At 52.1% G+C, this 13743-nt stretch carries 15 protein-coding genes; 8 read left to right on the top strand and 7 right to left on the bottom strand.

The genetic code is table 11. The features are described from left to right. Positions 1–16: 16 nt before the first annotated feature. From H6F80_RS09550 to H6F80_RS09535, 4 genes are all read left to right on the top strand, one after another. On the top strand, positions 17–178 hold the full coding sequence (locus tag H6F80_RS09550; protein WP_518523547.1) for a hypothetical protein: 162 nt from the start codon (positions 17–19) through the stop codon (positions 176–178). 25 nt (positions 179–203) lie between these two features. After that, positions 204–1433: an elongation factor Tu gene (gene tuf, locus H6F80_RS09545; RefSeq protein ID WP_190791333.1), complete on the top strand. Its 1230-nt coding sequence runs from the start codon at positions 204–206 to the stop codon at positions 1431–1433. Between the two features lie 292 nt (positions 1434–1725). Then, positions 1726–2043 carry a 30S ribosomal protein S10 gene (gene rpsJ, locus H6F80_RS09540; RefSeq protein ID WP_058882368.1) on the top strand — a complete coding sequence of 106 codons (318 nt, stop codon included), beginning with the start codon at positions 1726–1728 and terminating at the stop codon, positions 2041–2043. Positions 2044–2207: 164 nt separating this feature from the next. Continuing rightward, complete coding sequence (locus tag H6F80_RS09535) at positions 2208–2849, top strand: LON peptidase substrate-binding domain-containing protein (protein WP_190791332.1); 642 nt, start codon at positions 2208–2210, stop codon at positions 2847–2849. Positions 2850–3027: 178 nt separating this feature from the next. Here the strand turns inward: H6F80_RS09535 and pheA are convergent, their stop codons facing one another. The 3 genes from pheA to H6F80_RS09520 form a co-directional block, all read right to left on the bottom strand. Continuing rightward, a complete protein-coding gene (gene pheA / locus H6F80_RS09530) occupies positions 3028–3888 on the bottom strand; it encodes a prephenate dehydratase (RefSeq protein WP_190791331.1) in 861 nt (286 codons plus the stop codon). Positions 3889–4083: 195 nt separating this feature from the next. After that, a complete protein-coding gene (mnmE, locus tag H6F80_RS09525; protein WP_190791330.1) occupies positions 4084–5472 on the bottom strand; it encodes a tRNA uridine-5-carboxymethylaminomethyl(34) synthesis GTPase MnmE in 1389 nt (462 codons plus the stop codon). A gap of 287 nt (positions 5473–5759) precedes the next feature. After that, positions 5760–6428, bottom strand: a complete 669-nt coding sequence (locus H6F80_RS09520) for a hypothetical protein (RefSeq protein ID WP_190791329.1) — start codon at positions 6426–6428, stop codon at positions 5760–5762. Positions 6429–6647: 219 nt separating this feature from the next. On the opposite strand from H6F80_RS09520, the gene rbsK reads away from it, so the two are divergent. From rbsK to H6F80_RS09500, 4 genes are all read left to right on the top strand, one after another. Beyond that, positions 6648–7571, top strand: coding sequence for a ribokinase (rbsK, locus tag H6F80_RS09515; protein WP_190791328.1), 924 nt, complete (start codon positions 6648–6650; stop codon positions 7569–7571). A 66-nt stretch (positions 7572–7637) separates the two neighbouring features. After that, positions 7638–8294, top strand: coding sequence for a DUF938 domain-containing protein (locus H6F80_RS09510; RefSeq protein WP_190791327.1), 657 nt, complete (start codon positions 7638–7640; stop codon positions 8292–8294). Between the two features lie 140 nt (positions 8295–8434). Beyond that, positions 8435–8581, top strand: a complete 147-nt coding sequence (locus tag H6F80_RS09505; RefSeq protein WP_190791336.1) for a hypothetical protein — start codon at positions 8435–8437, stop codon at positions 8579–8581. Positions 8582–8634: 53 nt separating this feature from the next. After that, positions 8635–10431 carry an ABC transporter ATP-binding protein gene (locus H6F80_RS09500; RefSeq protein WP_242067258.1) on the top strand — a complete coding sequence of 599 codons (1797 nt, stop codon included), beginning with the start codon at positions 8635–8637 and terminating at the stop codon, positions 10429–10431. 98 nt (positions 10432–10529) lie between these two features. Here the strand turns inward: H6F80_RS09500 and H6F80_RS09495 are convergent, their stop codons facing one another. The 4 genes from H6F80_RS09495 to H6F80_RS09480 all read right to left on the bottom strand — a co-directional run. Beyond that, entirely contained in the window at positions 10530–10706 is a 177-nt protein-coding gene (locus tag H6F80_RS09495) for a CAB/ELIP/HLIP family chlorophyll-binding protein (protein WP_190791326.1), read from the bottom strand. Positions 10707–10867: 161 nt separating this feature from the next. Further along, positions 10868–11212, bottom strand: coding sequence for a hypothetical protein (locus tag H6F80_RS09490; RefSeq protein WP_190791325.1), 345 nt, complete (start codon positions 11210–11212; stop codon positions 10868–10870). Between the two features lie 736 nt (positions 11213–11948). Next, a complete protein-coding gene (locus tag H6F80_RS09485) occupies positions 11949–12725 on the bottom strand; it encodes a hypothetical protein (RefSeq protein ID WP_190791324.1) in 777 nt (258 codons plus the stop codon). 802 nt (positions 12726–13527) lie between these two features. After that, positions 13528–13743 (bottom strand): ferritin family protein (locus tag H6F80_RS09480; RefSeq protein WP_277879088.1); only part of this gene is annotated, 216 nt, incomplete at its 5' end.

Genomic DNA, 13743 nt, shown 5'->3' with positions numbered 1-13743 from the left:
GCAGGGAATTGCAAAGGTGACTTCTAAAGTCCCTCTCGCAGAGATGTTTGGATATGCTACCGATATCCGGTCTAAAACCCAGGGTCGCGGCATATTCACGATGGAATTCAGCAACTACGACGAGGTTCCTCGTAACGTGGCTGAAACCATCATCGCAAAGAGCAAAGGGAACGCATAGTCAGTAAAGAGGAACGGATAGATACATGGCACGCGCAAAGTTTGAACGGACTAAACCCCACGTCAACATCGGTACGATCGGTCACGTTGACCACGGCAAAACCACGCTGACGGCTGCGATCACAATGACCCTGGCTGCTCTTGGACAGGCGCAAGCGAGAAAATACGATGAAATCGATGCGGCTCCCGAAGAGAAGGCACGGGGTATTACGATCAACACCGCTCACGTAGAGTACGAAACTGAAAATCGGCACTACGCCCATGTGGACTGTCCGGGACACGCTGACTACGTGAAGAACATGATCACGGGTGCAGCACAGATGGACGGTGCAATCCTGGTGGTAGCAGCGACCGACGGTGCAATGCCCCAAACCAAGGAGCACATTCTGCTGGCGAAGCAGGTCGGCGTACCCAGCATCGTGGTCTTCCTGAACAAGGTAGACATGGTGGATGACGAAGAATTGCTCGAACTGGTTGAACTCGAACTGCGCGAACTGCTCAGCGAATACGAGTTCCCTGGTGATGATCTGCCGATCGTGCGTGGTTCGGGTCTGAAGGCTCTGGAAGCGATGATCGCTAATCCGAAGACGGGTCGCGGCGAAAATGACTGGGTTGACAAGATCTACGAACTGATGGATGCGGTAGACTCCTTCATTCCCACGCCTGAGCGGGATGTGGACAAGCCCTTCCTGATGGCGGTTGAGGACGTATTCACGATCACGGGTCGGGGAACGGTCGCAACTGGACGGATCGAGCGTGGAAAGGTGAAGATTGGCGACAACATTGAATTGGTTGGCATTCGCGACACCCGTAATACAACTGTGACCGGAATCGAGATGTTCAAGAAGAGTCTCGAAGAAGGGATGGCAGGGGACAACGCGGGTCTGCTGCTGCGGGGTCTGAAGAAAGAAGACATCGAGCGTGGCATGGTGCTGGCGAAGCCCGGTTCGATTACGCCTCACACCGAATTTGAGGGTGAAGTGTACGTTCTGACCGAGAAAGAAGGTGGTCGTAAGACGCCGTTCTTCGCAGGCTACAAGCCCCAGTTCTATGTACGGACAACTGACGTGACGGGTTCGATCGAATCCTTCACCGCAGACGACGGCAGCAACGCCGAAATGGTGATGCCTGGCGATCGTATCAAAATGAATGTGAAGCTGATCAACCCGATCGCAATTGAGCAGGGAATGCGCTTCGCAATCCGTGAGGGCGGTCGGACGATCGGTGCAGGCGTGGTTTCTAAGATCCTCAAGTAATTCAAGATTGAGTCTTAGGGCAATCGTTTGAATAAAACATGGGCAGCAGTTGGTCTTTGGGCTGGCTGCTGTTCTTCTTTGACGCCGTGAAAGTCCCATTCCCCTAGTATTGAGGGATTTAGGGGGCGATGCAGGGTGTACCCATCCTGTGGCAATACCTGCTCAGACAACTCCTCTCCAAAACTTCCATAAAGCAGTACACTAGATCAGGCGACACGCTGCAAAGCCGCCTCTCTGGATTAAACCAGATTGAACCGACAAACTGAACCTAGACAACTTAACGGGAACGCTCATGGCAACGATTCAACAGCAAAAAATTCGGATTCGACTGAAGGCGTTCGATCGCCGCTTACTGGATACTTCCTGCGAAAAGATTGTAGACACGGCAAACCGCACCAATGCGACTGCGATCGGTCCAATTCCTCTCCCCACGAAGCGTCGGATTTACTGCTTGCTGCGATCGCCGCACGTAGACAAAGACTCGCGGGAGCACTTTGAAACCCGGACGCACCGCCGTATTATTGACATTTACCAGCCTTCATCTAAGACGATCGATGCGTTGATGAAGCTGGATCTGCCCGCAGGCGTGGACATTGAAGTGAAGCTGTAAATCGTCGAGCTCTCCGCTTGGGATTGCCTTCACGAATACGATAGACTGTGAAGAGTAGCTTAATCTTTCAAGATGGCTACTCTTTTTGCATTAGACCTTTGCGGGTGCGAAGCTGCCCACTGGGGTTAAAACGTATCTGTTTGCCGTTAGGGATAGAGACTGCAATGACTTTTTCCTCATCGATCGCCGTTCGTGAACTGCCCCTCTTTCCCCTTCCCGAAGTTGTTTTATTTCCTGGTCGTCGCCTCCCCCTTCATATCTTTGAGTTTCGCTATCGGATCCTGATGAATACGGTTCTTCAGGGCGATCGTCGCTTTGGAGTGCTGATGGTTGATCCGGCGGAGGGGAATGTTTCTGGAATTGGATGCTGCGCCGAGATTGTTCAGCATAAGCGTACCTCAGACGATCGAATGTATGTTGAGACGATCGGGCAGCAGCGGTTTCGGGTGCTGGAATACGTGCGGGAGCGACCCTATTACGTGGGCTTGGTCGAGTGGATCGAGGATCACCCGTCAGAGCAAGATTTACGAGGTCTTGCAGGAGATGTGAATCAGCTTTTAGAAGATGTGGTGAAACTTTCCACAAAGTTAACCGGGCAGGAAATTGAACTGCCGGACGATATTCCCAGTTCGCCGATCGAGCTGTCCTACTGGGTGGCGTCGAATCTGCAGGGCGTTCCTCAGGAACAGCAAGCTCTTCTGGAATTGCAGGACACGGTAGCCCGACTAGAGCGAGAAGCTGAAATTCTTACTTCGACTCGGAATCATCTTGCTGCTCGGACTGCGTTGAAGGACGTGTTTCAATAGCATTCGACCTGCTGCACTCAGGAAGCCAAATTGATTAAGAAGTGCGAAACAACTTTTGTCACTCAATTTCTGTGACTTGATTTCTATGACTCGATCGCCTTCTGCTTAACCAACTACAGCGTTAAGAAAGCCCGGTGTTAAGACTGTTGTGCCCGTGTGTGATCCTGTTGTGATCAACTCACTCTGGCTTTAGCTGTCCATTGACTACGGTCTGAATGTTGTAGCTGCCGAAGATCTTCAGAGTTTCGGTGCAGCTTCTTAGTTCTGCTAGGGCAGACTGCACTGCCTCGGACTGCAAATCGGCTTCTAGATCCACAAAAAACAAGTAATCTCCAATGGCTCGCTTTGTGGGGCGAGATTCAATGCGGCTAAGGTTAATATTGCGTCTTGCCAGCACATCCAGCGTCTTCACTAAAGAACCGGGCACGTTGGCAGGCAGATTGAAGGCAAGCGAAGTGTGTTTTCCAGTAGAGGCAGGTTCGAGGCTGATAATCCAGAAGCGGGTGCAGTTGTCAGGCAGGTCGTTAATGGGATGAGCCAAGATTGGCAAATTATAAAGGTGAGCCGCTCGCTCAGACGAAATTGCACCGATGTGCGGGTTGTCCAAGTGCTGGAGTGCTTCTGTGGTGGAGTTGGTTGGAATCAGCTGAGCCGTGGGCAGAAATTTTTCGAGCCAGCCCTGACATTGGGAAATTGCTTGTGGGTGAGAGTAGACGATTTCGATCGCCTCTAACCCGGACGCACGGGACAGCAGCGCATGGGAAATCGGCAAAACAAGTGCCTGCTGAATTTGGAGCGCGTCAAACTGCCAGACCGTATCAAGCGTCATCCGAACACTGCCCTCGGTTGAATTTTCGACTGGGACGACGGCAACCGGGACTTCTTGCTGTGCGACAGCACGAATCGCTTGAGCAATGCTGGGGTAAGGCATTAAAGGCAGCGTTATGCCCTTGGTTTGGGACAACCACTGAGCGCAAGCAATCGCAGCACTCTCGGTATAGGTTCCTGTGGGTCCCAGATAAGCGATTAATTCTGGCATAGGAGATATCGGGGCAATCAGCGAAAGAAGAAACGCAGATCGTGCTGAAGCTATGCAATAGCATACCTTGTTTGGGCAAAAAGCAATCGGGGGCGACGAAGCCTGCGGTTTGCCTGAAGTTTCCTGGCTGTAAGGGCACTGCGAAGCAGCTTTCTCGACCCATCTAGGTAATCTGGGACGGTTTAAAGAGTGAAGTTACTTGCCGATGCAGAACTTGCTAAAGATTTGATCCAGCACAGCTTCGGTCACTTCTTCTCCGGTAATTTCTCCTAGAGCCTGGATTGCTGAGCGCAAATCGATCGTCCAAAAATCGAGTGGCAATTGAGCGGCGATCGTCTCCTGAACTTGGGCGAGTGCGCTCTGGGCGCGGGTGAGGGCGGCAGCTTGTCGCTGGTTGATGGCAAAGTCGAGGTTCGCTGCCTGAAGTTGATCTGCGTGAATAATAGCAACGATCGCCTTCTCTAAATCTTCAATACCTTTTTGCTGGGCAGCGGCGGTTTTAACGATTGGGTGTCCGGCAGGAAGGTCGGGCAGGGTATCAATGAGGTCAATTTTATTGAGCACCAGAATGAGCGGACGGTGCTTGACCTGCTGATAAATTTCGAGGTCTTCTGCGGTCCAGCCTGCTTCAGCATCAACGGTTAGCAGAACCAGATCGGCAGTCTGGGCGGCTTGGTGCGATCGTTCGACGCCGATTTGCTCGACGCGATCAGCGGCTTCCCGAATGCCTGCGGTGTCGAGTACCTGAACCGGAATGCCCTGCACCACCAGATAAGATTCCACCACGTCGCGGGTGGTTCCGGGTAGATCCGTGACGATGGCGCGATCGGTACGGCTCCAGGCATTGAGCAAACTGGATTTGCCGACATTGGGACGACCCACGATCGCCACCTTCACGCCCGTTCGCAGCAGTTCTCCTCGATCGGCTGTCGCAAGAATTTGCTGAACCGATCGCCGAACTTCATCAATTTGTACCCGAATCCAGTCTTCGTCGAGCGGCGGCAGATCGTCCTCAAAATCAATCCGGGCTTCGACTTCTGCCAGAATTTCCAGACCGATCGATCGCAGGTGGCGAATGGGCTGGGCTAGCTTGCCCTGAAGTCCTGCCAGTGCGGTTTGGGCAGCCTGGGTAGACTGTGCCCCTACCAGATCGGAAATGCTTTCTGCCTGGGTGAGATCGATCCGACCATTGAGAAACGCTCGCAGTGTGAATTCTCCGGGCTGTGCCAGTCTTGCGCCCTGCTCCAGGCAAAGCTGAAGCACCTGCTGCACTGCCATCATGCCGCCGTGACAGTGAAATTCCACCACGTCTTCACGAGTATAGGAACGGGGAGAGAGCATCAGCATCAGCAACGCTTCATCGATCCCCTGCCGGGTTTGGGGATGGCGCACCTGCCCATAAAGAATGCGGTGACTTTCCCAGGTCTGATTTCCAGGTGCATCAAACAGCGATCGGGCGATCGCCAGTGCCCCTCGACCTGAAAGCCGCACAATGCTAACGCTGCCCTGCTGAGGCACAACGGCTGTGGCAATAGCGGCGATCGTTTCGCCCTGATAAATTTTGGCTGGAGCTGGATGACCCATGCGGTTTGCTTGATTCCTTGATGCTGGGTAAATCCCTGACGAGATTGTCTCTTTCATCCTACTCCAGCCCCAGAGCGGCAATGGCACGAATGCAAGCTTCAGCCCTGCAAAAGCGAGGCAAAAGCGAGGCAAAAGACACAAAAAAGGAGATACAGCTTAGCCGTACCTCCGAGGATGGGGTTAGATGCAGTTTGATTGTTTAATCGCTAGACGAATCGCCGCACGAATCGCCATCTATTCAGGCTTAAAAACTTAAAAACAGTGCGGCTTAGGGTTCTCGCATTGCCTTAGATTTCTTCGTCTTCTTCGATTTCGTCGTCGTCCACATCGAGCGCTTCATCGATCGACTGAGCTGCATGACGGAACGCATTGCCCAGCTTGTGCAGTTTGCCCTTGTAGCCGCGCTGAGCCTCGTTAGCGAGTTCGTCGGTTTGTTCGCCCAGTTCGTCCAGTAGTTCGATAACGTCTTCGCTCTGGTCTTTCTTGCCCGACAGCAACTTTTTAAGCTGTTTCAGGTTCGCAGCAACTTCTTTGTAGGACTCGTCTTTGGACTTATGCAGGATGTCGTACCATTCGTCGATCATGCCGACTGCGACTTCCGCATCCATTTCGGTAATGTTGTGTGCGGCAAAGATTTCGAGCAAACCGTCTAGCTCTTGTGCTTCATCGATTTCGTTCTCAGAGTGAGACTTTTCTGCTTTCGCAGGGTCGTTCTTGCTGGCTTTTGCGTGATCGTCTTTTTTGCCTTTCGACTCTGGGCGCGATTCAGCCGTGTTTTCCTTTGCTTTTTGATTGTGCTTTTCTTTCTGATCGTCTTTCTCTACGTGCTTCGCTTCACCGTCAGTTTTGTCTTTTGCTTTTGCACGCGATTCAGCCGCATTCTCTTTGGCTTTTTGATTATGCTTTTCATGCTGATCTTCAGCAGTCGGCTTGCTCTTTTCTTCTTTAGCTGCCATGGGATAATCCTTTGTAGGAAGAACGGTACGACGATCAGCATAAAAAGCTTGATTTGCCTCAACCCTCTTTCCAAAGGTCTAATGTAAACAGCCCTCCGTCGAAAGAAATGCTTTTGAGTGCCGATCGCCCCTCAACTGCTCCATTCCCCGCTCGTTTGCCGTTTTCGATCGCGCTTTTTCCCAGTTTTGCCCCATAATTTTGCCGTATGAGTATTCCGCATGAGTGTCATTGTCTTTGGTAGCCTTAATCTCGATCTGGTTGCCCGAACACCTCGGCTCCCGATGCCCGGTGAAACATTGACCGGATACTCGTTTGAGACGATTCCAGGCGGTAAGGGCGCAAATCAAGCAGTGGCAGCCGCTCGGCTTGGCATTTCAACGCACTTGATTGGGCGAGTGGGGGGCGATCGGTTTGGGCAAACGCTGCTTCAATCCCTTCAGAGCGATGGTGTTCACTGCGAAGGTGTAGCGATCGATGAGGCGAGTCATTCGGGCGTGGCGCTGATTACCGTCGATGATGCCAGCGAGAATCAGATCATTGTGATTTCTGGTGCAAACGGACAGGTTGGCGAGGCAGAGGTGCATCGTCTGCGATCGGTTTTGTCGGACGCAAAGGTACTGCTGCTTCAGCTTGAGGTACCTCTGGCAGCCATCGAGGCAGCAGCTCAGGCGGCAAAACAGGCAGGCATCCCAGTAATTCTCGATCCGGCTCCAGCCCAATCGGATTTCCCCGCTGAACTTTACTCGCTGATTGATATTCTGACGCCAAACCAGGTGGAAGCCAGTCAGCTTGTGGGGTTTGCGATCGACACCGAAGCTGAGGTGGTTCGTGCCGGACAAATTCTACATCAGCGCGGCGTGCAGACAGTGGTAATCAAGCGCGGCAAACAGGGGGCATGGGTTCAGACCGCAACAGAGGCGTTTGCGATCGAAGCCTTTCCGGTGCAAGCAATTGATACGGTTGCGGCAGGAGATGCCTTTAACGGGGGACTTGCGGCTGGACTCGCAAGCGGTTTGTCGCTTCAAGCGGCTCTGATTCAAGCGGCTGCGGTTGCTGCCCTTTCTGTTACCCAGACGGGGGCGCAGCCTTCGATGCCAACCCGAGAGGAGGTTGAGCGGTTTCTTGAAGAGATGGGGAGATGAGGGGAGGAGGAAAGTAAAAGCGTTAGAACAGTAGGATGAGTGAAAACTATGCCACGCTAAACCCCAATGTCTTTTCCTGATGCCCGTCAATATGCCCCGGCAACTGAGCGAAACCGTGAGCCGATCTTAAATGTGCTGCGTCAGGTGTTGCCGCCGGATGGAACGGTTTTGGAGATTTCGAGCGGGACGGGGGAACACGCTGTTTTTTTTGCGCCCCGGCTTGCTCCGCGTTTGTGGCTGCCTTCTGATCCTAATCCGCAAGCCCGTGCCAGTATTGCGGCATGGCGACAGCAAATCCCGGCTGAAAATCTCTATCCGCCAATTGCTCTGGATGTCCGCGATCCGGTGTGGGCAGTAGAGCAAAATCCCCTCCCCGAGGAGCTGCAAGGACTTAACCTGAACCGAAATCCGATTCGGGCGATCGTCAACATCAATATGATCCACATCTCGCCCTGGTCTGCAACGCTGGGACTGATGGCAGGCGTGTCTCGTTTGTTGCCAGGGGGTGGAATTTTGTATCTGTACGGTCCCTATCGGCAGAACGGCAGGCATACGGCCCCGAGTAATGCCGCGTTTGATCAGAGCTTGCAGATGCAGAATCCAGACTGGGGCGTGCGTGATCTGGAAGCGGTGGTGGCGGCAGCAGCGGCAGAAGGCTTGTCGTTTCTCAAAACCTGGGAAATGCCTGCCAATAATTTTTCGGTGGTGTTTGAAAAGCTTTAAGCCGACAGCCGATCGTCTTTGGACAAGCGAAGCAGTTGAGAAATCTGCTGACCAATCATAATAGAAGGTCTAAGTAAGCAAAACGGTTTTAGACCTTGACCCCGTGCAACGCAACCTTCACACAGCGCAGGAGCAACCCCATGCCTAGCCTCGATCGAAAAGCGAACCGCAAGATGGAGCAAAATATTGACAAAAATACGATCCGAATCGAGCCAGTGACTGTCGTGGTGGCAATTTTCGCGCTGCTGCTGCTGCCCCTGCTGCTGTCGGGCTTTCTGTTTCAGTAAGTTTCAGTCAGTTTGAGTGAGTTTCAGTTATTTCGCGTATTGAGGCGTTTGCTTTGACTTCTTCTCCTCACCCCCAATCTTCCATGAATTCGCTGCTGCGCGTGTTGGGCAGTCTCAGACACTATCGTTGGCTGGCAAGCGGCGCGTTGCTCAGTTCTTTGCTGCTGACGGCTGCCTATGCAGTCACGCCTCAATTGTTTCGGTGGGGGATCGATCGCGGCATTGCAGCGCAAAATTCCAGGGTGGTTCTGCTGTGCGCTGGGGCAATGGTGCTGGCGGCGATCGCGCGGGGACTGTTCAACTTTGGGCAAAGCTACTGGGCAGAAGCGGCATCGCAGGGGGTGGCTTACGATCTACGAAATCGGATTTTTGGCAAGATTCAAAACCTTAGCTTTAGCTATCACGATCGATCGCAAACGTCCCAGCTTCTAACCCGCGTCACCAGCGATATCGAGCAGATTCGATCGTTTCTCAGCACCAGTTTGATCCAGGTGATTAGTGGCTTGGTGACGCTGATTACGATCGCCACCATTCTAATTTTGATGAACTGGGAGCTTGCCCTGATTACGCTCACCGTTGTGCCCATGTCTGCCTGGCTCATGGCGCAATTTCTCACCCGCAATAGCGATTTGTTTCGGCGGGTGCAGGAGCAGTTAGGCGATCTGAATGCGGTGCTGCAAGAAAATCTGTTTGGTGTGCGAGTTGTGAAAGCCTTTGTGCGTGAACAGCCGGAATCCGATCGCTATACGCGACTGAACGATCGCCTGATCCAAACCAATATGCAGACGATTCGGGCGATTCGCAATACGTTTCCCTACATTTTTCTGCTGAGCAATCTGGTCACGGTCGTGGTCATTGGCTATGGTGGCGCGGCAGTGATTGACGGCAGGTTTTCGATCGGTCAACTGGTGGCGTTTAATTCTTACCTGCTGCTGATTTTGCAGCCAATTTTGCTGATTGGGTTTGCGGCTCCCGCTATTGCCCAGGCGGTGGCTTCGGCAGAAAGGGTGTATGAAGTGGTTGATGCGGCGGTGGAAATTCGCGATCGCCCCAATGCCGTTTTGTTTGAGACCTGCGGCGGCAGAATCACCTTTGAAAATGTTTGGTTTCGCTATCCCGGTGCCAGTACGGAAGCACTCAAGGGGATTTCGTTTGAAACCAAACCCAGGGAACTGATCGCGATTTTAGGCATGACTGGATCGGGCAAAAGCACGATCATGAACCTGATCCCGCGATTTTATGACGTTACCCAGGGAGGCGTGCGAATCGACGGACGAGATGTGCGCGATTTTCAGCTCAACAGCCTGCGATCGAAGATTGGCACCGTCTTTCAGGAAACCACGCTATTCTCCGGCACGATTCGCGAAAATATTGCCTATGCCAAGCCCGAAGCTACCCTGGAGGAAGTGATCTCCGTCGCCAAAACCGCTCAAATGCACGACTTCATCACTAGCCTGCCCGACGGTTACAGCACGATCGTTGGAGAACGGGGCATTGGCTTATCTGGCGGACAAAAACAGCGAATCGCGATCGCCCGCACCCTGCTCACCAGCTACAGCATCCTCATTTTGGATGACAGCACCTCAGCTGTTGATGCTCGCACCGCTAACGAAATTCAAACCGCCCTCGATGATCTGATGCGCCGCAAAACCTGCACGTCTTTCGTGATTGCTCAGCGCATTAGCACCGTTCGCAACGCCGATCGCATTCTGCTGATGGACAAAGGCAGACTCGTCGCCCAGGGAACCCACGAAGAGCTAATGCGAACCAGTCCGCTTTATGGAGTCATTTTGGAATCGCAAGTGAAGCGGGGTAGAGCAGCAGAACTGTCCCAAGAGTTGAAATTTTGACCTGGTTTCACTCGGTTCCTGCGCCGTTCAACCTGTCATGATCCCCTTTCACCCGTTCGCTTCCTGACTCACCTACTCCCTTCCTTACTCACTCACTACTAAATTAATCCCAGCCAGGACAATAACCCTTGTCCCGTGAAATATTCGATCGCGATCGTTGCGACGAAACCAATCATCGCAGCTCGACCATTAAGCTTTTCTGCATAAGCGTTGAAGCCAAACTTGGGTTCTGGCAGGCTAGGATTTACGGTTGGTTGAGATTGAGAAGAGACCATCGACTAAGTTCACAAAACTTCATCCCTATTGTAGAGGGTCAGCTTCCGATCGTGAGCAGTCGCAACCCGGAAGTTTTTGCTTGTAATGCTGAACCGATCTGATAAAGCTGCTGTGAATTTGTTGGGCAGCAGAGAGGCTGCGCTGACTCGTCCGCCTGAAATTACTTTGAGATGAAGCGCAAATTTCCTTTTAGGCTGGTGGGTTCAAGTTGTTTTGCCCATTGAATAAACTGCGGATCAAGCTGAGCCTCGCTGCTGCGAATTAGCAAAGCGGTGTAACAAGCCTCCTGCCGGACAACGATCGCCTGAAACTCGATGCCATGTGCAACTGCATAGCGCAGTCCCTCTAATCGCAGAGAAGATCCAAGCAGGGACTGCAAGCCGAGTGCCTGAAAAATAGCCTGCACCCAGCTCAAATCAGGATTTTCCTGAGAGGCTAGATATTCTTTAGGCAGACCGCTCAGATCAAAAATTGCTGCACCAATAACAGCATCTAGATAAGGCATGGAGAATTCCTCTGCTAGAGGAGCTAGAGGAAGGGAGAAACCCGGGGAACGAATACTGAGTAAATCACGACTAGCAGTCATATTGGTTAAGCAGAGATTGCCAAAGCGAGGAAGTTACTTGCAAAGCAACTCGACTTCCAGTGTAAAAAGCGGGAAATCAACAACGCGACCGTAGAATCCCTCTGCGATCGTGAATTTTCGATTGAATTGGCAGCTTGGTCTGTCATAGCGGAGGACGAACCGTAGAATAACTCTGTTGGAGACGATCGGTGGAAAGGCTGCTAAATCTAGGAAATCAACTAATTAAAGCGTGCTTGTCCTTAGTTCAAGCTGCCATGAAGAGTGCTCAACCACTTTCTTATCTTTTATTGCGCTGCGATCATCGTTTTTGTCAACTTTAAACACAACAAATTCGGTTTTCTGCTTCTGACTGCTTATCTTATTTACACAATCGTAAGTTTTAGCAGCATTCAAACCCGCTCGTCGTCTACCCACTTCCTGACGCGATCGGGCAGGAAATTAGCGATTACCCTTCGGGCAACTGCGAAGTACCTGGGTACAGCGTGCAGCCCACCTAGATATTCAAAAAAAGATATTCACAAAAAATAAGGGGGCAAAGCCCCCTTTCAGGTAGATGACGAGCAAGCTGAATCAAGGAAACAGTTGCTACCAATCCTCTATTCAGCTTTTACTAGCCCGAATTACCACAGACCGCGAACTGGAGCCGCCGGGCGAGTTACACCTGTGCTGCCCGTGCCTGTACCCAGACCTGTGCCGCTCGTGCCTGTACTGCCTGTGCCTGTACCGAACCCTGTGCCAGATGTACCCGAAGTTCCGGTAGTGGGGTTTTGCTCAGGGACAACCCGGCGAGTATCGTTGTTGAACGTACCATTTGTTCCGGGAGTTGTCGTACCGGGTCGAGTAATGGTGCTGGGAGAGGTCGTCGTGCCACCTGCCCCTGAGCCAGAACCGAAGCCGCTGGACGAACCACCCGTATTGGTCCGGTTTTGGGTGCCAAAATCCGGTGAGTTGGAGTTTGGTACATTAGGATTGGACTGGGAAGGAATATTGCTGGGATTGTTGAAAACGCCCCGCGGATCGTTGGGTCCAGTGCCATCGGATGAGCCATCGCCATCGCTACCAACACCGCCATTATCGCCGCCACTGCTGTTGCCACCAGCACCGCCGCCACTGCTGTTGCCACCAGCACCGCCGCTGTCACCACCAGCATTGCCACCAGCACCGCCACCAGTAGCGCTACCGCCGCCACCGCCGCCGCCACTGCTGCCACCAGCACCGCCGCTGTCACCGCCAGCCGTGCCGCCAGCACCGCCACCAGTGCTGCTATCGCCACCGCCGCCGCCACTGTTACCGCCGCCAGCACCGCCGCCGCTATTACCGCCGCCACCAGCGCCACCGCCGCCGCCAGCACCGCCGCCACCACCACCAGCACCACCGCCGCCACCGCCAGTAGCGATGAGCTGACTTTCATCAGCATGAGACGGAGCTTCATTTAACTGCCCCAGTGCCAGTGCTGGGAGGCTGACTAACACACCTGCACTCAAAAGTCCTACAAAGCTAAGCAGCTTCTTCACCGCCATTCGATCGCGCTTCTGATACATAAAACGTTCCTCAAGAAAAGTTGCTGAATATGTGTGAAATCCGCTCATGAACCAGGATGAGCAGAAAAGGTTTGCTGACAGAATTAATGGCAAGTCAGCCGCTGAAGTAGCCTAGAAGAATGAACAAAGGAAGTCTTCTTTGTTATCAGCTTGCAGTGCAGAAACATCTTTCCTTCTCTTGGAAGTTAAGGACTATAGCACTGCCTTCGCTCCTATTAAGACACGATAAAACAGCCCGTTCTTTTATTTGTCTATCGAAAGAATGAATCTCTTGCTTCTCGCTATAAACCCTCTGGCAAAGGGCCTATTCTGAGTATGTTTTAAGTGTTGACTACTTAGAAGAACCAAAGAGAAGAACCAAAGGTTTGTATAAACAAACTACAGTTTTAATTTAAATAATTAGGACAGTTTAATGACTGTAATACAATTCTTATCTCTGTAGAAACAGCAATAAAAGGGTGTAATTAATACAGCCTCCAAAGTCCGCCTTTAGATAGACGCTGCTTTATTGGCAGCCTGTAGATCGTTAACAGTTATTTTTTACCGAACTGTTCCTTTTAATGCTTTTGTGTTTTTGGATGCAAGTAGATAGAACCGGAGCAAATGACCACCGATCGCCCACTGGAAGCAACTTTCGCAGCGATTTAAGCCATTTGGGGTAGTCTGCCTGCTCGATCGCCATGCGCTTTAAGTTCAAGTCAGCGCAGTGATACAGGCGGCGGAAAAACTGCGAGCAACCGTGTAAATAATCCAATCGATCGGGAAGAAGGTGTCGCTGCGGGCTTTTGTGAAATAGCCCAGGTCAAGCGTGCGGTTGAAATCTTCCATCGGTTTATTGAAAAATCCAGCAGGGCGAGCTTCATCTCGTACTATCAAATGAAACATTTCAGCCAGGACAAGATTTCGATT

The organism is Leptolyngbya sp. FACHB-711 (assembly GCF_014695615.1).
Lineage (GTDB): Bacteria > Cyanobacteriota > Cyanobacteriia > Elainellales > Elainellaceae > Leptolyngbya_A.
Note: the sequence above shows the minus strand (reverse complement) of the source record. Positions and strands in the feature narration are given on the sequence as shown.

Excerpts from the sequence above, each read along its gene's own strand:
- H6F80_RS09490 (WP_190791325.1), bottom strand. The coding sequence starts at position 11,212 with ATGCCTTATCTAGATGCTGTTATTGGTGCAGCAATTTTTGATCTGAGC.
- rbsK (WP_190791328.1), top strand. The coding sequence starts at position 6,648 with ATGAGTGTCATTGTCTTTGGTAGCCTTAATCTCGATCTGGTTGCCCGA.
- tuf (WP_190791333.1), top strand. The coding sequence starts at position 204 with ATGGCACGCGCAAAGTTTGAACGGACTAAACCCCACGTCAACATCGGT.
- H6F80_RS09510 (WP_190791327.1), top strand. The coding sequence starts at position 7,638 with ATGTCTTTTCCTGATGCCCGTCAATATGCCCCGGCAACTGAGCGAAAC.
- H6F80_RS09485 (WP_190791324.1), bottom strand. The coding sequence starts at position 12,725 with ATGAAGCTCCGTCTCATGCTGATGAAAGTCAGCTCATCGCTACTGGCG.
- H6F80_RS09535 (WP_190791332.1), top strand. The coding sequence starts at position 2,208 with ATGACTTTTTCCTCATCGATCGCCGTTCGTGAACTGCCCCTCTTTCCC.
- H6F80_RS09495 (WP_190791326.1), bottom strand. The coding sequence starts at position 10,706 with ATGGTCTCTTCTCAATCTCAACCAACCGTAAATCCTAGCCTGCCAGAA.
- mnmE (WP_190791330.1), bottom strand. The coding sequence starts at position 5,472 with ATGGGTCATCCAGCTCCAGCCAAAATTTATCAGGGCGAAACGATCGCC.
- H6F80_RS09505 (WP_190791336.1), top strand. The coding sequence starts at position 8,435 with ATGCCTAGCCTCGATCGAAAAGCGAACCGCAAGATGGAGCAAAATATT.
- pheA (WP_190791331.1), bottom strand. The coding sequence starts at position 3,888 with ATGCCAGAATTAATCGCTTATCTGGGACCCACAGGAACCTATACCGAG.
- H6F80_RS09520 (WP_190791329.1), bottom strand. The coding sequence starts at position 6,428 with ATGGCAGCTAAAGAAGAAAAGAGCAAGCCGACTGCTGAAGATCAGCAT.
- rpsJ (WP_058882368.1), top strand. The coding sequence starts at position 1,726 with ATGGCAACGATTCAACAGCAAAAAATTCGGATTCGACTGAAGGCGTTC.